At 71.3% G+C, this 17,873-nt stretch carries 16 protein-coding genes and 1 pseudogene; 7 read left to right on the top strand and 10 right to left on the bottom strand.

The window, feature by feature from the left end:
• Positions 1-192: 192 nt before the first annotated feature.
• Positions 193-933: an IS110 family transposase gene (locus AC0699_RS28635; protein WP_478665862.1), complete on the top strand. Its 741-nt coding sequence runs from the start codon at positions 193-195 to the stop codon at positions 931-933.
• 146 nt (positions 934-1,079) lie between these two features.
• Here the strand turns inward: AC0699_RS28635 and AC0699_RS28630 are convergent, their stop codons facing one another.
• From AC0699_RS28630 to AC0699_RS28620, 3 genes and pseudogenes are all read right to left on the bottom strand, one after another.
• Positions 1,080-1,280 carry a hypothetical protein gene (locus AC0699_RS28630; protein WP_478665774.1) on the bottom strand — a complete coding sequence of 67 codons (201 nt, stop codon included), beginning with the start codon at positions 1,278-1,280 and terminating at the stop codon, positions 1,080-1,082.
• 24 nt (positions 1,281-1,304) lie between these two features.
• On the bottom strand, positions 1,305-2,309 hold the full coding sequence (locus AC0699_RS28625) for a hypothetical protein (protein ID WP_478665770.1): 1,005 nt from the start codon (positions 2,307-2,309) through the stop codon (positions 1,305-1,307).
• Positions 2,303-2,802 (bottom strand): annotated as a pseudogene (locus AC0699_RS28620) (DNA/RNA non-specific endonuclease). Before AC0699_RS28620 ends, AC0699_RS28625 begins: the two are co-directional and overlap by 7 nt.
• A gap of 309 nt (positions 2,803-3,111) precedes the next feature.
• Between AC0699_RS28620 and AC0699_RS28615 the strand changes: the two are divergent.
• The gene (locus AC0699_RS28615; RefSeq protein ID WP_478665768.1) at positions 3,112-4,503 is read left to right on the top strand and encodes an MFS transporter; all 1,392 of its coding nucleotides are present in this window, start codon (positions 3,112-3,114) and stop codon (positions 4,501-4,503) included.
• Positions 4,504-4,729: 226 nt separating this feature from the next.
• On the opposite strand, the gene AC0699_RS28610 is transcribed toward AC0699_RS28615, so the two are convergent.
• The 4 genes from AC0699_RS28610 to lnt form a co-directional block, all read right to left on the bottom strand.
• Positions 4,730-6,625: a helix-turn-helix domain-containing protein gene (locus AC0699_RS28610; protein ID WP_478665765.1), complete on the bottom strand. Its 1,896-nt coding sequence runs from the start codon at positions 6,623-6,625 to the stop codon at positions 4,730-4,732.
• 118 nt (positions 6,626-6,743) lie between these two features.
• Positions 6,744-7,571 (bottom strand): 3-hydroxybutyrate dehydrogenase, encoded by an 828-nt coding sequence (locus AC0699_RS28605; protein ID WP_478665763.1) that lies wholly within the window; start codon positions 7,569-7,571, stop codon positions 6,744-6,746.
• Positions 7,572-7,626: 55 nt separating this feature from the next.
• Positions 7,627-8,109: an NUDIX hydrolase gene (locus AC0699_RS28600; RefSeq protein WP_478665760.1), complete on the bottom strand. Its 483-nt coding sequence runs from the start codon at positions 8,107-8,109 to the stop codon at positions 7,627-7,629.
• 9 nt (positions 8,110-8,118) lie between these two features.
• Positions 8,119-9,723 carry an apolipoprotein N-acyltransferase gene (lnt, locus tag AC0699_RS28595; RefSeq protein ID WP_478665758.1) on the bottom strand — a complete coding sequence of 535 codons (1,605 nt, stop codon included), beginning with the start codon at positions 9,721-9,723 and terminating at the stop codon, positions 8,119-8,121.
• A 422-nt stretch (positions 9,724-10,145) separates the two neighbouring features.
• On the opposite strand from lnt, the gene AC0699_RS28590 reads away from it, so the two are divergent.
• Positions 10,146-11,240: an O-antigen ligase family protein gene (locus AC0699_RS28590; RefSeq protein WP_478665755.1), complete on the top strand. Its 1,095-nt coding sequence runs from the start codon at positions 10,146-10,148 to the stop codon at positions 11,238-11,240.
• A gap of 76 nt (positions 11,241-11,316) precedes the next feature.
• Here AC0699_RS28590 and AC0699_RS28585 read toward each other — a convergent pair whose 3' ends face one another.
• Positions 11,317-11,883 carry a hypothetical protein gene (locus AC0699_RS28585; protein ID WP_478665752.1) on the bottom strand — a complete coding sequence of 189 codons (567 nt, stop codon included), beginning with the start codon at positions 11,881-11,883 and terminating at the stop codon, positions 11,317-11,319.
• A gap of 135 nt (positions 11,884-12,018) precedes the next feature.
• A complete protein-coding gene (locus AC0699_RS28580) occupies positions 12,019-12,822 on the bottom strand; it encodes a glutamate racemase (RefSeq protein WP_478665751.1) in 804 nt (267 codons plus the stop codon).
• A gap of 58 nt (positions 12,823-12,880) precedes the next feature.
• Between AC0699_RS28580 and AC0699_RS28575 the strand changes: the two genes are divergently transcribed.
• Complete coding sequence (locus tag AC0699_RS28575) at positions 12,881-14,065, top strand: glycosyltransferase (protein WP_478665749.1); 1,185 nt, start codon at positions 12,881-12,883, stop codon at positions 14,063-14,065.
• A gap of 13 nt (positions 14,066-14,078) precedes the next feature.
• On the opposite strand, the gene AC0699_RS28570 is transcribed toward AC0699_RS28575, so the two are convergent.
• Positions 14,079-15,371 carry a TerD family protein gene (locus tag AC0699_RS28570; protein WP_478665746.1) on the bottom strand — a complete coding sequence of 431 codons (1,293 nt, stop codon included), beginning with the start codon at positions 15,369-15,371 and terminating at the stop codon, positions 14,079-14,081.
• A gap of 251 nt (positions 15,372-15,622) precedes the next feature.
• Here AC0699_RS28570 and AC0699_RS28565 point away from each other — a divergent pair, with 251 nt between their 5' ends.
• From AC0699_RS28565 to AC0699_RS28555, 3 genes are all read left to right on the top strand, one after another.
• Entirely contained in the window at positions 15,623-16,072 is a 450-nt protein-coding gene (locus tag AC0699_RS28565; RefSeq protein WP_478665744.1) for a DUF6643 family protein, read from the top strand.
• Between the two features lie 83 nt (positions 16,073-16,155).
• Entirely contained in the window at positions 16,156-16,980 is an 825-nt protein-coding gene (locus AC0699_RS28560; protein ID WP_478665742.1) for an MOSC domain-containing protein, read from the top strand.
• 162 nt (positions 16,981-17,142) lie between these two features.
• Positions 17,143-17,742 (top strand): Rv1733c family protein, encoded by a 600-nt coding sequence (locus AC0699_RS28555; RefSeq protein WP_478665739.1) that lies wholly within the window; start codon positions 17,143-17,145, stop codon positions 17,740-17,742.
• Positions 17,743-17,873 lie beyond the last annotated feature (131 nt).

Here is a 17,873-nt window from a genome sequence, read left to right as displayed (position 1 = left end):
GGGCACACCGAGCCGTTCCCCCGGGTCACCTGGGGAGAATCTGGGGAGTACGGGCGGCTCTGGGGAGCGCGTGGGGAGTATCGACCGCATAACCGGGCCTGCCCCTGAAAGGCCGTGAAAGAAGCATCCACGCAGGTCAGAGTAAAGATCGACCGCATTCCCGCAGGTCAGGGCCACCCGGTAGACGACTTCATGACGAAGTTGTCCTGGGCCTCGACGCGCACAAGGACGTGCATGTTGCCGCCGTGGTTACGGTCATCGGACTGGTCCTGGCCACCTGCTCGTTCCCAGCCACGGCCGCTGCACAGCACCCCAAACTGCTCAGCTGAGCACGGCGATATGGGAGCGTGCGCCGGACAGGGGGGAGGAACCGGGTCTTATGGGTCTGCTCTGGCTCGCTTCCTGCAATGCGGGGGCGTGGAGACAACCGAGGCCAATCGCCCTGATCGGGCCATGCGCCGCAGCCGAGGGAAGAACGACACCGTAGATGCCGAGGCGGCGGCCCAGGCTGTGATCAGCCGCCGCGCTACCGCCGTGCCCAAGAGCGGCCAGGGGCCCGTGGAGGAGATGCGGCTCTACAAGCTGGCGAAGGACTCGGCGGTCAAGGCTCGCACCCAGGCAACCAACCAGCTCAAGGCAGTCATCGTCAACGCCGAACCGGCACTGCGCAAGTCGCTGGCCGGGCTGGGCACACTCGCGCTGATCACCCGTGTACTGAGCTCGAAGAGGTGGACAGGCCAGCCTGCGCCGCGGGCGTCTACACCCTGCGGGCGCTGGCTCGCCGCATTCACACCCTGGCAGCGGACGTCCGGAACCTCACTGCTCGCATCAATGCCAACGTCGAGGCTGTCGCACCGCTCTGCTCGACCAGTACGGGGTGGGAGCGGACAGTGCCGCTGCCCTGCGGATTGCCACAGAGGACAGCCCAGGTGACCACTCCTCACAGCCGCTACACCCCATTGTTGCGTGGGGTTTTGACGCAGATCGGCCTCGCCCTCGCCGACTGGGCGGGAGTACGCATGGCGGCCGCCCGCGGCGTGCCGGTCGGGCGGGACACGCTGCTGCCGTTGATCAGGGCTTTACCCGAGCCGGAGATCGGCCAGGTGGAGGTGCTGGGCGTGGACGACTTCGCCTTCCGCAGAGGCCGTCACTACGGCAAGGTGCTGATCGACATGGACACCCATCGTCTGCTTGATCTGTTCGACGGCCGAGACGGCGAGGACCTGGCTGCCCTGCCTGCGGTGACCGGCCAGCTCGGGGACAACGCTCTGGGGCGGCAAAGTCGTGGCCCGTCCCCGTTGCCCTCATCTCGAAGGTGGCTGCCGGTCATCCCACGTGACGACGATCGCGACGACACCGGCTTCGGGGATACAGGTGGCCTCGACCGTCCGAGCACGACGGTGTCGGATGTCACGGACGAGTTGGTGATGCGTCAATCGCTGCGGAGCGCCGTGCGAGCGCAATCCACCGGCGACCTGTCGCCGGGCGCGTAGAAGAACGGCGAGTTCGACAGGTTCGCACGGCGGGGCTCGCCGTACACGTTGTTCCGCCGTGGCGAGACGGATCACCGCCTCCAACTGCGGCCAGTAGGCGGTCGTGCCAGAGTGATGCAGGCTGCCCATCAGCCGCATTCCCGCCATCTGGCTGAGGGGATGGAAGGGGTTCGGCATCTGCACCGGCACCGCGATCGGAAGTGACGTGACGAGCTTCGTGGACGCCTGCATCAGTTGGGTCCATTCTCTGATGCTCACGTAGCCGCCGGATTCCAAGGCTGTGCTCCATGCGGTGCTCCACTCGCCGACTTGCAGGTGGCCGGTGTGCGCGAGCGAACGCGCGCGAGCGCTCGCGGCATCGGGATCGCCGGCGGCGATCGCCAGCTGCAACAGCTCGGCCTGTTCCGCAGTGCGCTGCTGGTGGCCAAGGAAGTCGGCCAGCCCGATTCGGGCGCCTGGGGCGCCAGCTTCGACCGCCGTTCGCCAAGCCTCCTCGGCGCCTTGAGCGTCGCCGCGCAGTTCCAGGAGATCGGCCAGCCCGCAGCGGGCTTCCGCGTGGCCTGCCTCGATGGCGTCCTGCCACACGCTCTCTGCCTCGGTGTCCCGCCCATGGGCATGGAGCATGTCGGAGAGTGCCCGCCGCCCGTCCGGGTCTCCCGAGGCGATCGCCTCACGCCTGGACCGAACGGCCTCGTCGATGCGGCCCTGCCACTCCAGCAGGTCGGCGAGATCGGACCAGAGCTCCCGCCGGCCCGAGGCGATGGCCGCGCGGAACTCCGCCTCGGCCTCGTCATCCCTGCCCTGGGCGGCTAGCACAACAGCAAGCCCGGAACCGCCCTCCGCACCGGCGTCGCGGGCAGCACGGTAGAGACCCTCTGCGGGTTCGAGATGACCACGGCCCTCGAGGCGGCGAGGAAGCGGAGGCGGCCGCGTTCTTCGATCTCGCTCAGGTTGACCTGAAAGACGCGGAACTCGTCGAGTTCGAGGGCTTCGAGCTGGTTGAGGTTCTGCGTGAGCAGGAAGGCCTTGGCCTTGAGTTCACCGTTCTCGGAGAACGCGATGACTTTCCCGTACTCGCTGGGGAGCTGGACGTCGCGGAAGAGGCGGTCGTCTTCCTGGAAGACCGGACCGCCGAACGCACTCACTTTCAGGTCGTCGACGTCGACGTCGGCGAAGACGGCGTCCTCGAGCTGTCCCCACAGTCCGCCCTTGCTGCTCTGGTTGAAGTCGTCCATCTGCGGGTGATGTTGGTGTAGAAGAACGAGTCCAGGTTGGCTTGCTTGGCCTCGGCCGGACGGCCCCAGAGCAGGTCGGCGCGGCGGGCGATGTGTCCGCGGTCGACCGGTTGGCCTCATACAGTTCGTTGCTTTTAGTCAGCACCAAACCAGCACGGGAGCCAGCACGCCACCTCCAAAACGTTCCCCAACGGTGCAATTCGGACAGTCTCCTTCGCGGCCTCGTCGAGGCCGCCACAGCGCCCCCGACACCGCCCCCATGGTGGTCGCGCGCACCCCAGCGCCCAGAACTATGGTGTCCCACCACATACGCCTCTGACCTGCGCTTTCCTACGGTGTGGCGACACGCAAACGTCCCCGTCAATCGCCAGGAAGTGGTGCCGATGTCCTCCCCCGCGACCGCTCCACCAGCTCCGTCCAACCTCAAGCGCATCGTCGCCGCGAGCCTCATCGGCACCACCATCGAGTGGTACGACTTCTTTCTGTACGGGTCGGCCGCGGCTCTGGTCTTCAACAAACTGTTCTTTCCGGAGTCCGATCCGCTGGTCGGGACCCTCCTGTCCTTCCTGACCTACGCCGTCGGGTTCGCCGCGCGGCCGCTCGGGGCGCTCGTGTTCGGGCACTACGGGGACCGGCTCGGGCGCAAGAAGCTGCTGGTGCTGAGCCTGCTGCTGATGGGCGGGGCAACGTTCGCCATCGGGTTGCTGCCGACGCATGCGACGGTCGGGACGGCTGCTCCCGTGCTGCTGACCGTTCTCCGGCTGGTGCAGGGCTTCGCACTCGGTGGCGAGTGGGGTGGAGCCGTGCTGCTGGTGTCGGAGCACGGGGACGCCCGGCGCCGCGGGTTCTGGGCGTCGTGGCCGCAGACCGGCGCGCCGGCCGGGCAGCTGCTGGCGACCGGGGTGCTGTCGGCGCTGACAGCGCTGTTGTCGGATGCGGCGTTCCTGTCGTGGGGCTGGCGCATACCGTTCCTGCTGTCCGGGGTGCTGGTGATCGTCGGTCTGTGGATTCGTCTCTCTGTCGATGAATCGCCCGTGTTCAAGGCCGCGCTGGCGCAGGCCGAGGAGCGGAAGGCGGCCGTCGGCCAGGTCGAGAAGATGCCGCTCGTGGCCGTGCTGCGGCACCACTGGCGCGATGTACTGATCGCGATGGGCGCGCGGATGGCCGAGAACATCAGCTACTACGTGATCACCGCCTTCATCCTCGTCTACGCGACCACCTCGGCCGGGCTGAGCAAGCAGACCGCGCTCAATGCCGTGCTCATCGCGTCCGCCGTGCACTTCGCGGTGATTCCGGCGTGGGGTGCGCTGTCCGACCGGATCGGGCGCCGGCCGGTGTATCTGATCGGTGCGGTGGGCGTGGGGCTGTGGATGTTCCCGTTCTTCGCTCTCATCGACAGCGAGTCGTTCGGCGGCCTCCTGCTCGCCGTCACGGTCGGCCTGGTGCTGCACGGGGCGATGTACGCGCCGCAGGCCGCGTTCTTCTCGGAGATGTTCGCGACGCGCATGCGCTACTCGGGTGCGTCGATCGGAGCCCAGTTCTCGTCGGTTGCGGCCGGGGCGCCGGCCCCGCTGATCGCGACGGCGCTGCTCGCCGACTACCACAGTTCGACGCCGATCGCCCTCTACGTCATCGCCGCCGCGCTGCTGACGGTGGTCGCCATCGGCTGCGCCCGGGAGACCCGCGACCGTGATCTCGCCGATGTCTCGGCAGGGCCGGACAGCCGGGACACGCAGGATGCGGTGACTGCCGCGGAGGCTCCGACGTCCGCCTGACAGAGTCGAACGATCCCTGGGCCGTGTACACCGCTCGAAGCGGTGCACACGGCCCGCTTCGTGCCGTCGGCGCCGACGGGCGACAGGGTTCAGCAGGCGACAGAGGTTGGCGGGTGACGGCGAGTCAGCGGGCGGTGAGGGTCGGCGGGTGACGGGCAGTCAGCGGGCAGCGAGGGCCGCGGGTGACGGGAAGCCAGCCACGGTGAGAGTCGCGGGTGACGGGAAGTCAGCGGGCGACGGCCGCGGATATCGCGTGCAGTCGGAGGGCGAGCTGGATCTCCAGGGCACGGGCCGGCGACTGCCAGTCCTGGCCGAGAAGCCGGCCTATGCGCTCCAGCCGCTGGGCCACCGTGTTGACATGGACGTGCAGCTCGTCCTTCGTACGGGCCGGGCTCATGCCGCTCGCGAAGTACGCGTCGAGTGTGCGCACCAGGTCCGTGCCACGTCGCTTGTCGTAGTCGGCGACCGTGCCGATGGTTCGCCGGACGAAGCCCTCGATGTCACGGGTGTCGGCGAGCAGCAGCCCGAGGAAGCCAAGATCCTGCGCGGCCGCGCCCTCTCCTGAGCGTCGCAGCGACCGCAGGGCCTCTACGCAGCGCCGTGCCTCCACGTAGGCCCCCTCTATCGAGCCCGGGGCGGCGACGGGGGCCTCGACCGGGGCCGACGCGCCGACCGTGACCGGCTCGCGGAGCGTGCCGCCGAGGTGCCTCGCGGTCTGGCGGGCGAGGTCGCCGGCGTTGTCTCCGGGGCCGAGCGGGAGCAGCAGAACCGTGCCGCCGTCGCGGGCCGCGGCCAGGCCGTGCCGGGTGGCCGCGAGGTGCGAGGCTGCCGACCAGAGACGCTGGCGGTCCGCGGTGGCCCGCTCCGTACCTCCGGCGCCCGGGTGGGCGTCGATGCGGGCGGCGAGCACCACATGCGGTGCGTCCAGGTCGGCGCGGAGCCGGGCAGCTCGCTCGCGCAGCAGGCGGGGGTCGCGGTCGGGGGCGTCCAGCAGGTCGTCGAGCAGTTCGCCGCGCACCCGCTGCTCGGCCTCGCCCGCGGAGCGGCGGGCCAGCAGCAGGAGGGACGTGACCATCGCGGCCCGCTCCAGGGTGCGCCGGTCGACGGGGTCGAGGGACGGGTGGCCGTGCAGCACGAGTGCGCCCAGCAGTTCGCCCCCGGCGGACACCGCCGCGACCCAGTCGTCCCCGTGCCGTATCGCATGTCCGTCGGTGCCGGTGAGTTCGATGGTGGTGAGCGACGGGGCGCCGGGGTCGGCGAACTCGACGGTGCCGTCGAGGACTTCGGACACGGCGCTCGCGACGTCATGGACCCCGCCGCCGTGCAGGACCAGTTCGGTGAGCCGGTCGTGGACGTCCGAGGCCCGCTCGATGACGGCGCTGTGATCACGGATGATCTCGTTGGCCCGCTCCAGCTCGGTGAGCGCGGTACGGGTCTCGGCCAGCAGGTTGGCGGTGTCGATGGCGACCGCGGCGTGGGCGGCGAAGGATCCCAGCAGGGCGACCTGTTCACGCTCGAAGACCCGGGCTCGTCTGTCGGCGGCGAAGAGCACGCCGATGACCTGGCTGCCGAGCATCAGCGGGACGCCGAGGATCGCGACGAGGCCTTCGTCCCGGACGCCCGAGTCGATGGCGCCGGTGTGCTGGAAGCGCTCGTCGTCGAAATAGCTCTCGGTCACATACGGCCGTGCGGTCTGGGCGACGAGTCCACCCAGCCCCTCCCCCATGCCGAGCCGCAGCTGCTGGAATCGCGCCGACACCGAACCCTCGGTGACGCGCATGTACGTGTCACCGGCCGCGGGGTCGTTGAGGCTGAGATACGCGACCTCCGTGCCGAGCAGCGACCGGGCGCGCTGCACGATCGCCCGGAGCACCGCGTCGAGGTCGCGCAGACCGGAGAGATCGTGCGCGGTCTCGAACAGCGCGGACAGCTCCGCCTCGCGGCGCCGTCTGCCCTCCAGCTCGGCGCGCACGCGCAGCGCGAGCTGCTTGGCGTGCTCCAGACCGGACAGCGTCTCGGCACCCGCGCCGCTCGCACGGGCGAGCAGCACGGGCCGGTCGTACGCCTCGGCGGCGGCGCCGCGTGCGAGGAGCTCCAGGTAGGAGGCCTGATCGTGGGACATGAACACAGGGATACCTGCCGTACGGGGGGTCTCGCCAGCCCCTGTGGACGGCGCGGCCCCTGTGGACAACTCCGTCACCCGGCCCCGGCGACCGCCACGGGTCACCACCCCGGGCGGCTCAGTGGGCGGTCCAGCCGCCGTCCATCGCCAGTGACGTACCGGTGACGAAGGACGCCTGCGGCGCACAGAGGTACACGACCGCCTCGGCGACCTCCTCCGGCTCGATGAGGCGCTTGAGGGCCGAGTCCTTGAGCAGGACGTCCGCGAGCACCCGCTCTTCCGGGATGCCGTGCGCGGCTGCCTGGTCCGCGATCTGCTTCTCGACCAGTGGGGTTCGCACATAGCCCGGGTTGACGCAGTTGGAGGTGACCCCGTGCGGGGCGCCCTCCAGCGCGGCGGTCTTGGAGAGTCCCTCCAGACCGTGTTTGGCGGCCACATAGGCGGACTTGAAGGCCGATGCGCGCAGCCCATGCACGGAGGAGAGATTGACGATCCGGCCCCACCCCTGCGCGTACATCTGCGGAAGCGCGCCCCGCATCAGCCGGAACGGAGCTTCGAGCATCACGGTGAGGACGGTGTGGAACACGTCCGGCGGGAACTCCTCGATGGGCCGGACGAGCTGCAGCCCCGCGTTGTTCACCAGAACATCGGTTCCGGCTGCCGCCTCCTCCGCCGCGTCGAGGTCCGTCAGATCGAGGACGTGCGGTTCGACGGCGCCCGCGAGGCCCCGGCCGAGGGACTGCTCGACGAGCGCGTCGAGTCCTGCCGCATCCCGGTCGACGGCCCTGACCTTGGCTCCTGCGGCCGCGAGTCGCAGTGCGCAGGCCCGGCCTATGCCGCTCGCAGCCCCCGTCACGAGGGCGGTCCGGCCCCCCAGGTCGAGAGCGACGGACTGCACGGCGACGGAGGAAGCGGAGTGGGGGGCGGGACCCGGGCTCATGGTCATGTTCCGCACCCTAGGTACAGCGCAGGCGCCGACCGATGTGGTCAGCGCCCACAGTTCACCCGGTCACCGTGGAGTCGAACCACGTCGGTCCATCGGCGAGCGCCTGCTTAATCCGGAACAGTGCAAACTCCTGAAGCTCGGGCAGCGCGTCCACGGAGAACCAGCCCACCTCCAGCGACTCCTCGTCATTGACGCGCGCCTCGCCGCCGACCGCCCGGCACCGCAGGCAGACGTCCATGAACTGGCACTGGTCGCCGTTGGGGTACGTCACCGGCTTCGACAGCGTCTGCACGAGCACGATCCGCTCGGCGACACAGCGCACGGCCGTCTCCTCGTACACCTCCCGCACCGCCGCCGTCGCCGGCTGCTCCCCCGGCTCCGGGATTCCGCCGATGATCGACCACTTGCCGGTGTCGGCCCGTCTGCCCAGGAGCACCCGTCCGTCGTCGTCGAAGACGACGGCGCTGACACCCGGCAGAAAGAGCAGCTGGTGGCCTGCGGTGGCGCGGATCTCTCGGATGAAGTCGGGGATACCCATCCTCCGACCCTAACCGGCGCGGCCGCGTCGCTCACGTGCGCGTGCGTAGCCGACCCACCCGAGAGCCCCGGCGGCGAGCGCCACGAGGACGCCCTCGGGCAGCGTGCCCATACGCGTCGCCGGGGTCAGCGAGGAGCGCAGCGGAATCTCGTCGACCAGGGCGTCGGGGGTGAACATCTTCGTCTGCTGGACGATCTTCCCGTCGGGCCGGATGATCGCGCTGACGCCGCTGGTGACGGGGACGACGACGGCGCGGCTGTGCTCGACGGCCCGTACCCGCGACATCGCCAGCTGCTGGTACGTCATCTCGCTGCGCCCGAAGGTCGCGTTGTTGCTGGGCACGGAGATCAGCTGGGCACCATCGGTGACGGTGTCCCGCACCGCCCAGTCGAAAGCGGCCTCGTAGCAGGTCGCGAGGCCGACCTTGGTACCGGCGAGGTCGAAGACGCCCACCTTGTTGCCGGGGCCGAAGTCGCGGCGGACCCGGTCGACGTCCTTGCTGAACAGGCGGACGAAGGGGCGCATCGGGATGTACTCGCCGAACGGCTGGATGTGCCGCTTGTCGTAGGTGGCGACCGGACCGCGCTCCGGGTCCCACTTGATCAGTGTGTTGCGCAGCGGGCCCGTCTCCGGGGTGACGACGGCTCCGACCACGGTGGGTGCGCCGATCGCCTTGACGGCCTGGTCGATCACGAGTCGCGCGTCGCCGTTGCGATACGGGTCGAGGTCCGAGGAGTTCTCCGGCCACAGCACGAAGTCCGGCTTGGCCACCTTGCCGGCCGCGACATCCTCGGCGAGTTGCTCGGTGCGGTGCGCGTGGTTGTCGAGGACCGCGCGGCGCTGCGCGTTGAAGTCCAGGCCCAGGCGGGGCACATTGCCCTGGATCGCCGCGACGGTCGCGGTGCCGTCCTCGGCGGAGTCGTCGACGAGCGGCAGCGCGGCGAGCGCGCCGGTGACGGGAACGAAGACGGCGAGCAGTGCAGCCGCGAGAGGCCCGCGCGGCAGTTCGCGCGTCTTCCGGTACGTACGGAGCCGGCGCGCGGACTCGTACAGTCCGAAGCCGCAGAGGGCGATGGCGAAGCCGAGGACAGGCGTGCCGCCCACCGCGGCGAGCGGCAGGAAGAAGCCGTCCGCCTGACCGAAGGCGATCTTGCCCCAGGGGAATCCGCCGAACGGCGCCCGCGCGCGGGCCGCCTCGCCGAGGATCCATACGGCCGCGCCCCACACCGGCCACAGCGGCAGCCGGATCACGAGCGCGATGCCCACGCAGGTGACCGCGACGAAGAGGGCTTCGACAGCGGCGAGGGCTATCCACGGGACCGCCCCGACCTCCTCGCCCGTCCAGACGAGCAGCGGAAGCAGGAAGCCCAGACCGGAGAGGTAGCCGAGCCCGAGCGCCGCGCGCGGCCGGCGCCCATGGAGGCACCAGGCGAGCAATGCGAATCCGGGCAGCGTCAGCCACCACAGGGGGCGCGGCGGAAAGCTCAGATAGAGCAGCACCCCGGACAGCACGGCCGCACCGGGGCGCACGAACCGCCGCAGCAGTCGGCGGGCTCGGTCGCGTGGGGCGGCAACGGACTGCTGGGTACCGGCGGAGGTGATGGTGGCGCTCACCTGCCGGAGTCTACGGCGGCGAAGCGGAATCACGGCAGGGCGGACCGGGCCTGGGGCCCTGGCAGCCCGCGGGCCGGTCACCGGCGGGCCCGTCCCGTGCCAGGCCGAACCCGGACCCGGGCGCCTGCGTCCCCCGTCGGCGGGCCGGTCTCGTCTCCGGCGACGCACCGGGCCGCCGTCGAGGCGACTGGGTGTCGGCGCGGATTCCCCGCCCCCCAGCCCCACGCACGGCCTGCCCCGGCGCGGATGCCCCCCGGCGTGGATCCCAGGCGACGCACCGAGCGCGCAGTTCCGACGTGCACAAGTCCTGCGCAATCCATCCACAAACCACCGCTTCTGCCGTTACCGTGTCGCCAGTCCTGTCCCGCTGCCCGGTCCGGCATCCGGAAATCAGGGCCCGTCACATTCGGGGGGTCGACGGGATGGCACCAGCAGCAGGCCGGTCGGCCGTACAGAACGGTGAGGAACGCGGCAGCACGCCCGACGCCGTCGGCGTCGTCGTACTGGGCTGCTGCGCGGCATGGGCGCTGATCAGCGCGGCCGGGCGGGACGCGCGGCCGGAGGGCGTGCTTCTCGCAGTGCTGGCCGTCGCCGCCGGATACGCCTGCGGCCGGATCTGCGGCACCCTGCTGCCGGTCGGTGGCCCGGCGGCGGCCTCCCTCGGGGCGCTCGGGCTGGCGATCGTCTCGCCCCACGGCCTGCCCGGTACGGCAGCCGCTACAACGCCGCCCGGCCATACCGGAGCGTCCGCGGCGCTGCTGGTCCTGGCCGCCGGCGGAGCGTGCTGCGCCGCGTCGGCGGCCCGGCGGGTCCCGGCCCGCGTTCCGCTGTGGCTCCTGGCCCTCGCCGCTGTCGGTACGGCTCTCGCGCTGGGGTCGGGCGCGGGGTACACCGCGGCGATGGGCGTCTTGCTGTGTTCACTGGCGGTCGCCCGTATGCGCCGCCGGGTACTGGTTCTGGCCGGGTTCGCGCTGGCCACGGCGCTGGTGACGGGAGGTTCCTGGGCAGTGGCGGATGACGCGCTGCCGCCCGGAGTCACCGTGTCACTGGAGGACCGGCTCACCCCGCACCGGGTGCAGCTGTGGCGGGACGCGGTCGATCTCGCCGAGACACATCCGGTGCTGGGCGCGGGTCCGGACCGGTTCGGCGAGCTGAGCCCGACCGTGCAGCAGTCGCCCGGCTCCGACGGCAAGCCGCATTCCGCGGCACTGCAACAGGCGGCTGAACAGGGCGCCGTGGGTGTGCTGCTACTGGGCTCGCTGTACTGCTGGCTGCTGTACGGGCTGTGGCGTTCGCCGCGCTCCACACCCGTGGTGCTGAGTGCGGGTGCCGCGCTGACCGCGCTGGCCGCCCTCGCGAGTGTCGGCAATCCGTTGAGTTTCACCCCCGTCACGGCGGGTGCGGGCCTCCTCGCGGGACTGGCCACGGCTCGCCCGGCACCGGAACCGCTTCCGCTCTCCGCACCGGCCGCCTCGTGTCCGACGGACACGGCCCCCGGCACACGTCACCCGGCCTAGGTGTTCTGTCCGGAGAGTGCGTCTTCAGCCGACGCACCAGGCGGTGCCGGCACCGCCCGGCACGGGCGCGGACGCGTCAGGCCTCGGCCGTCGTCGTGCCCGCCGATGCGCCCGGCCGCAGAAGGTCCCGGATCACCCGCACCGCCGCCTCGGCATCGTCCACGGTGACCGTGAAGGTACGGCCGTCGCCGAGTGTGAGGACGATCCCCTCGCCGCGGCGGACGATCACGGCCGTGCCCTTCTCCGGGCGCCAGCGACAGCCCCAGCCACCCCAGTGACGCGGGGTGACCCTCGGCGCGAATTCGGCGCCGACGACCTGCGAGAACGGGATCCTCCTGCGGGGTACTCCCATATGGCCGCAGCGGACCTCCATGGCGTCGCGGTCGACCCTGACCGCCACATGGACGAAGGCGAGCGTCCCGAAGAGCATCAGCAGCCCGGCCAGGACACAGCCGATCACCGACATCAGCAGCGGGATGATGCCCGACGTCCACGGCGAATCGACGGCCAGCTCGATGCCCAGTGCCATACAGGCCGCACCTGCGGCCGCGAGCACCCACTGGAGGCGGTTGGTGGCACGGCCGGTCCAGATCGCGGGCAGTCGCTCTGCGACCTGCCCCTCGTCACGGGGGTGGTCCGTCATGCTTCGCAGCGTACTCACGTTGGGCACGGCGGGCACCGGTTCACACAGAACGGGAAAGCCACCCCAAAACCCCTCGGCACATCCACGGAACCGCAGGCCGGGCGAGGTACGGGACCGGTCGCGCCGCGGCGCTCCTCAGTGCGCGGGCGTGACCGGCTGCACCGCGCCCAGCAGCCTGCCTTCGGCGTACCCCAGCGCCCGCTCCGGAAGCTGCGACTCACGCCCGCTGAGCAGCACCGTCAGCAGGCTGCTCGGGGTGGCCTCGGGCGCGGGACCGGCGTCGATCCGGCGCAGCGCCTGGGCGGCGACGGCCCCGGCCGAGCCGTGCAGGACGACCGGCGGCAGGGCGTCGGAACGGCCCGCGCTGACGGCGGCACGGATGTGCTCGGCGACCAGTTCGTAGTGGGTGCAGCCCAGGACGAGGGCACGTACGTCCATCGGAGTGAGTGCGGCCGCTGCCGCGACGGCACGGGCGATGGCGGCCTCGTCGGCCTGTTCGACGGCGTCGGCGAGTCCGGGGCACGGCACCTCGGTGACGTCGGCGCCGTTGGCGAAGTCCCGGATGAGCCCGCGCTGGTAGGCGCTTCCGGTGGTGGCGGGGGTGGCCCAGATGGCGACCCGGCCGCCGCCCGCCGCCGCGGGCTTGATCGCGGGGACGGTACCGATGACGGGCAGGCCCGGCTCCAGTTCCGCGCGCAGCGCAGGCAGGGCGTGCACGGAGGCGGTGTTGCAGGCGACGATCAGGGCGTCGGGGCGGTGTGCGGCCGCTGCCCGGGCCACGGCGAGCGCGTGCTCGGTGACGTCGTCGGGGGTACGCGGGCCCCACGGCATCCCGTCGGGGTCGGAGGAGAGAACCAGATCGGCGTCCGGCCGCAGCCGGCGCACCACGGCGGCCGCCGCGAGGAGGCCGATTCCGGAGTCCATGAGCGCGATCTTCACCCGGTTACCCTAGCCGACGGCCCTTGCGGTCCCCGCGTAGTGGGGCACACTGCGGCGAATGAGCACCATTGCGTGGATCGCCGTGGGATCCCTGGCCGCCTGGCTGTGGCTGCTGCTGGGGCAAGGCTTCTTCTGGCGTACGGATCAGCGGCTGCCGCGGCGTACGGCGCCGGGGACCTGGCCGTCCGTCGTGATCGTCGTACCGGCCAGGGACGAGGCCGGTGTGCTGCCGGAGAGCCTGCCGTCGCTGCTGCGGCAGTCGTATCCGGGCGAGGCCGAGGTGATCCTCGTCGACGACGGCAGCACGGACGGTACGGGCGAACTGGCCCGCAAGCTGTCGGAGCAGTACGACGGGCTGCCGCTGACCGTGGCCTCACCGGGCGAACCGGAAGCGGGCTGGACGGGCAAGCTCTGGGCGCTGCGGCACGGCATCGCGCTCGCGCGCAAACGCCGCCCGGAGTATCTGCTGCTCACCGACGCCGATATCGCTCATGAGCCGGACAGCCTGTCCGAACTGGTCGCGGCTGCGAAGACGAACAGCCTCGACCTGGTCTCGCAGATGGCCCGGCTGCGGGTGGCCACGGGCTGGGAGCAGCTGGTGGTGCCTGCCTTCGTCTACTTCTTCGCGCAGCTCTACCCGTTCCGCTGGATCAACAAGGAGCGTGCGAGGGCGACGGCCGCTGCGGGCGGTTGTGTGCTGCTGCGTACGGACACGGCCGAGCGGGCGGGCATCCCGGAGTCGGTGCGTCAGGCGGTGATCGACGACGTGGCGGTGGCGCGGGCGGTGCGGCGGGCCGGCGGGCGGGTCTGGCTGGGGCTGGCCGAGCGGGTGGACAGCATCCGTCCGTATCCCCGGCTCGCGGATCTGTGGCGGATGGTGTCCCGGAGCGCGTACGCCCAGCTGCGGCACAATCCGCTGCTGCTGGCCGGGACGGTGGCGGGGCTCGCGGTCGTCTACCTCGCGCCGCCCGTCGCCGTGTTCTCCGTACTGTGCGGCACGGACGCCTCCCGGGACGGGGTGGCCGGCTGGGCGGGGTTCCTGGCGTGGGCGGTCATGGCCGGCACGTACATCCCGATGCTGCGCTACTACCGGCAGACGCTGTGGCTCGCTCCGGTACTGCCGTTCACCGCACTCCTCTATCTGCTGATGACGGTCGATTCGGCGGTGCAGCACTACCGGGGGCGGGGCGCGGCCTGGAAGGGGCGTACGTACGCCCGTCCCGAAGCCGCACCCGAACGCTGACGACGGGCGTAGGTCACTTCCTGCCGGGTGTCCAGTTCATTCCCCATCCATAGGCGTAATCGATGGTGCGCTGCGGGCTCACGCCTCGTTCGGGTACGAGGTAGCGCGCCTCCCGCTGCACCACGAGGTCGCCGCCCACGTTGGTGAGGAGGGCAAGGGCACAGACGGTGGAGGGCACGGTGCAGTCGTCGAGGGAGAAGTCGACGGGCGCGCCGTGCTGCGGCTGGAGGGTGACGGTGGCGTGCAGGTCGGCGAAGCTGCGGGCGCCTTCGTAAACGGTGACGAAGATGACGACGCGGCGGAGCTTGTCCTTGTGGTCGAGGTTGATGGTGAGGTTCTCGCCGGTGGCCGAGGCGCCGGTGCGGTCGTCGCCGTCGAGATGGATGTACGGGGGCTGGTGCAGCGCGCCGTAGGCGTTGCCGAGGGCCTGGACGACGCCCTTGCGGCCGTCGGTGAGTTCGTAGAGGGCGCACAGGTCGAGGTCGAGGTCGCTGTGCATGGCGACGGCCCGGCCGAGCTTGGCGCCCCACCCCGTGAACTGCTTGCGCACCTCCCAGTTGAGATTGACGCGCATGGCGCCGGAGGTGCCGCCCTGCTTGCTGAGCGAGACGGTCGGGGACTCCTTGGTGAGCGTGACCTTGGTGAGGCGCACGGGAGCGTTCGCCGGCGCGGGCGGCGCCGCGGGCGCCGGCGCGAACCCGGGTGCCGCGGGCGCCGGGGTCATGGGCGCCGGGGTGACGACCGGTGCCGCCTGTGCCGGGGGCGCGGCGTGCTGGGGCTCGTCGACCGTGATGCCGAAATCGGTCGCGAGGCCCTGGAGGCCGGTCCCGTATCCCTGTCCCACGGCGCGGAACTTCCACGCTCCCTGGCGCCGGTAGAGCTCGCCGAGGATGAAGGCCGTCTCGACCGTCGCGTCCTGGCTTTCGTAGCGCGCGATCTCCGTGCCCGCGGCGGCGTCCAGGACCCGTACGTACAGTCCCGGCACCTGTCCGAAGCTTCCACCGTCCGCCGAGGCGGCCAGCACGATCCGCTCGATGGCGGGCTCGACGCGCCCGAGATCGACCACGAGGTGGTCGGCCGTCCCGTCGCCGGTGGCGCGCTTGCCCTGGTGACGGACCGCGCCCGAGGCGTGCTCGGGCTGGTTGTAGAAGACGAAGTCCGCGTCGGAGCGGACCTTTCCCGACCCCGAGTCGAGCAGCAGCGCCGACGCGTCGACGTCCGGCACCCCGTTTCCGGAACGCCAGCCCAGTTCGACATGGACGTTCAGCGCGGGTACCGGAACATTGGCTCCTTTGAGCATGGACATCCTCGCCCCCATCGCGGGTCCTCGTACCCCATGTTCTGTGTGCCGCCAACCTAGCCGGAGCACCGCCGGAAGACCCGGGGCGACCCGTGGGTAACCCCTTCTCAGCTTGCCCTTTACAGGATCTAGACGACTCGCGGCGACCGTTTTTCCCAGGTTCGCTCGCATTGGGGATACGTGTTCACTCGTTACACGTCAAACAACCCTCTTATCGGGCTCCCCAACCAGCACATCGTGGGCTTAACTTATGTGCCATGACCTCCCCCCGCTCCACCTACGGTGGCGGTTACTACTCCGCGCCGTCTTTCCCCGACACCCCGATCTACGACTCCCTCGTCGCTGAGCGGGGCACGCCTCAGATCGCACCGATCCGAGTGCCTTCCGCGTACGACACCGGCCACAGCTATCTGCCGGCGCTGCCCGCGGCCCTGCCCGCCCTCCCGGCGGCCCCTTCTCACCCCACGCCTTCCTACGGATACCCGCAGCCGATGCCGCAGCCCGTTCCGCTGCAGCAGGCGCCCGCGCCGTACATCCCCCAGCAGCCCGCCGGCCCGCGCGGCTACCCGGGCGCCCAGCCGCAGCCCATGCCCCGCCCGGTCGCGACCGGGTACGAGGCGATGCGCCCCGCGGCGCCCCGCCCGGTGCCCGCCCAGGCGCCGTACGACGATCCGTACAACCGCCCCTACCAGGGCGGCGGGTACTGACCAGGAGGTGACCCGCCGACAGTCCGACGGGTCATCCTCAGGTGTCCGGACGGGAGGTCCGGAGCGGCTGGCAGGATGGCTGTATGGCCACTCCACTGCTCCGTTCCGTCCACATCCATCCGGTCAAATCGGTCGCGGGCTACGCGATCGATGAGGCCGTCGTGGAACCGTGGGGGCTCGCCGGGGACCGGCGGTGGATGCTGGTCGACGCCGTCGGCAGAGCCGTCACGCAACGCCAGCAGCCGCGGCTGGCGTTGGCAGCCGCCACAACCCTGCCGGGCGCCGGAATCCGGCTGTCCGCACCCGGGCGGGCGCCGCTGAGCGTCACGGTGCCCGGGCCGGTGGGCACGACCGCGGTGGAGCTTTTCGGGGAGAAGCTGGAGGCGGTGCCCGCCGGCGCCGCCTCCGACGCATGGTTCAGCGCGTACCTGGGCGCACCGGTCCGTCTGATGCATCTCGACGATCCGGCGCACCGGCGTCCTGTCGATCCCCGGTACGCGCTGCCGGGCGAGACCGTGTCCTTCGCCGACGGCTGTCCCCTGCTCGTCACGTCCGTCGCCTCGCTCGACGCGCTCAACTCACTCATCGCCCAGGGCGACCACCCCGACGAGGGTCCGCTGCCGATGAACCGCTTCCGGCCCAATCTCGTCGTGGACGGCACGGCGCCGTGGGCCGAGGACGAGTGGAAGCGCATCGCCGTCGGCGAGGTGACCTTCCGGGTGGCCAAGCCGTGCGGCCGCTGTGTCATCACCACCACCGACCAGACGACCGCGGAGCGTGGCAAGGAGCCGCTGCGCACCCTCGCGCGCCACCGCCGCATCGGGGACCAGCTGGTCTTCGGACAGAACCTGGTGCCCGAGCACACGGGCACCGTCCGCGTCGGGGATCCGGTCCGCGTCCTCGGCTGAGGGATCACCCGTCCGGCGGGAACCCGGGGCGGCGGCGCGCGCGTTGGGACAGTCGCACGGGCCGAGCACGGGTGAGATGGCTCTCTCTTCGTTCCATCCGCGCGTACGCCGTTGCGTACGGGGCTATGACGGACGCAGAAGGGGGGCGGGACGGTGCGGGCGATGGCGGGACTCTGGCGCTGGCGGCACAACCCCGTGCGCCGCACAACCGATCTGGTCGAGGCATGGGTGGCGCTGGCCGCCGTGCTGCTGCTGACCCTGGGAGTGCCGGCCACCGGCTGGATCTGCGGCAGTCTGACCGACGGCGCCCTCGAGCGGTCCGTGCGCGTCCAGCACGAGGAGAGACACAGCACGACGGCCCGGGTGGTGCGGGCCGCGACGCCGTCGCAGCGCTCCGCCGCCGACCCGGAGGCGGCCATGGAGCACCGGATACGCCGGATGGTGGTCGCCGAGTGGACGGGCGCCGACGGCAGCCGGCACAGCGGTACGGTCGCCACCACCCCGCGGACCTCCGATCCCGGGGACACGTTCCTCCTCTGGACGGACGACCGCGGGCAGGCCGTCAGCCGTCCCATGAACCGGGACACCGCACGGGCGCACGCCGTGGTCGCGGGCCTCGGGGCGGCCGCCGTGGCCGCGGGGCTCGTCGAAGGAAGCAGACGGCTGGTCGTACGGCGGCTGATGCACCGGCGGTACGCGCAGCTCGACCGTGCGTGGGCGAAGGCCGGTCCCGACTGGGGTCTCACGGGCACGGGCAGCTGACCGGTCAACTCCCGCTCGCCGCGCGCGCTACGGTGGTGCGGACCCCGTCCCACGGGGGCGGCGGGCATCGCTCCCGGCCGGCACACCGCTGCGCAGATCACCGGCAGAGCACGCAGCACAGCACGCAAACG

Source organism: Streptomyces sp. NPDC043870 (genome assembly GCF_056435785.1).
The sequence above is the reverse complement of the archived record's forward strand: the minus strand, read 5'-3'. Positions and strand labels throughout refer to the sequence as shown.

Bases quoted from the DNA above. Each gene is read 5' to 3' on its own strand.
- AC0699_RS28635 (WP_478665862.1), top strand. From the start codon at position 193: ATGACGAAGTTGTCCTGGGCCTCGACGCGCACAAGGACGTGCATGTTG.
- AC0699_RS28615 (WP_478665768.1), top strand. From the start codon at position 3,112: ATGTCCTCCCCCGCGACCGCTCCACCAGCTCCGTCCAACCTCAAGCGC.
- AC0699_RS28610 (WP_478665765.1), bottom strand. From the start codon at position 6,625: ATGTCCCACGATCAGGCCTCCTACCTGGAGCTCCTCGCACGCGGCGCC.
- AC0699_RS28605 (WP_478665763.1), bottom strand. From the start codon at position 7,571: ATGACCATGAGCCCGGGTCCCGCCCCCCACTCCGCTTCCTCCGTCGCC.
- AC0699_RS28600 (WP_478665760.1), bottom strand. From the start codon at position 8,109: ATGGGTATCCCCGACTTCATCCGAGAGATCCGCGCCACCGCAGGCCAC.
- AC0699_RS28590 (WP_478665755.1), top strand. From the start codon at position 10,146: ATGGCACCAGCAGCAGGCCGGTCGGCCGTACAGAACGGTGAGGAACGC.
- AC0699_RS28585 (WP_478665752.1), bottom strand. From the start codon at position 11,883: ATGACGGACCACCCCCGTGACGAGGGGCAGGTCGCAGAGCGACTGCCC.
- AC0699_RS28575 (WP_478665749.1), top strand. From the start codon at position 12,881: ATGAGCACCATTGCGTGGATCGCCGTGGGATCCCTGGCCGCCTGGCTG.
- AC0699_RS28570 (WP_478665746.1), bottom strand. From the start codon at position 15,371: ATGTCCATGCTCAAAGGAGCCAATGTTCCGGTACCCGCGCTGAACGTC.
- AC0699_RS28565 (WP_478665744.1), top strand. From the start codon at position 15,623: ATGACCTCCCCCCGCTCCACCTACGGTGGCGGTTACTACTCCGCGCCG.
- AC0699_RS28560 (WP_478665742.1), top strand. From the start codon at position 16,156: ATGGCCACTCCACTGCTCCGTTCCGTCCACATCCATCCGGTCAAATCG.
- AC0699_RS28555 (WP_478665739.1), top strand. From the start codon at position 17,143: ATGGCGGGACTCTGGCGCTGGCGGCACAACCCCGTGCGCCGCACAACC.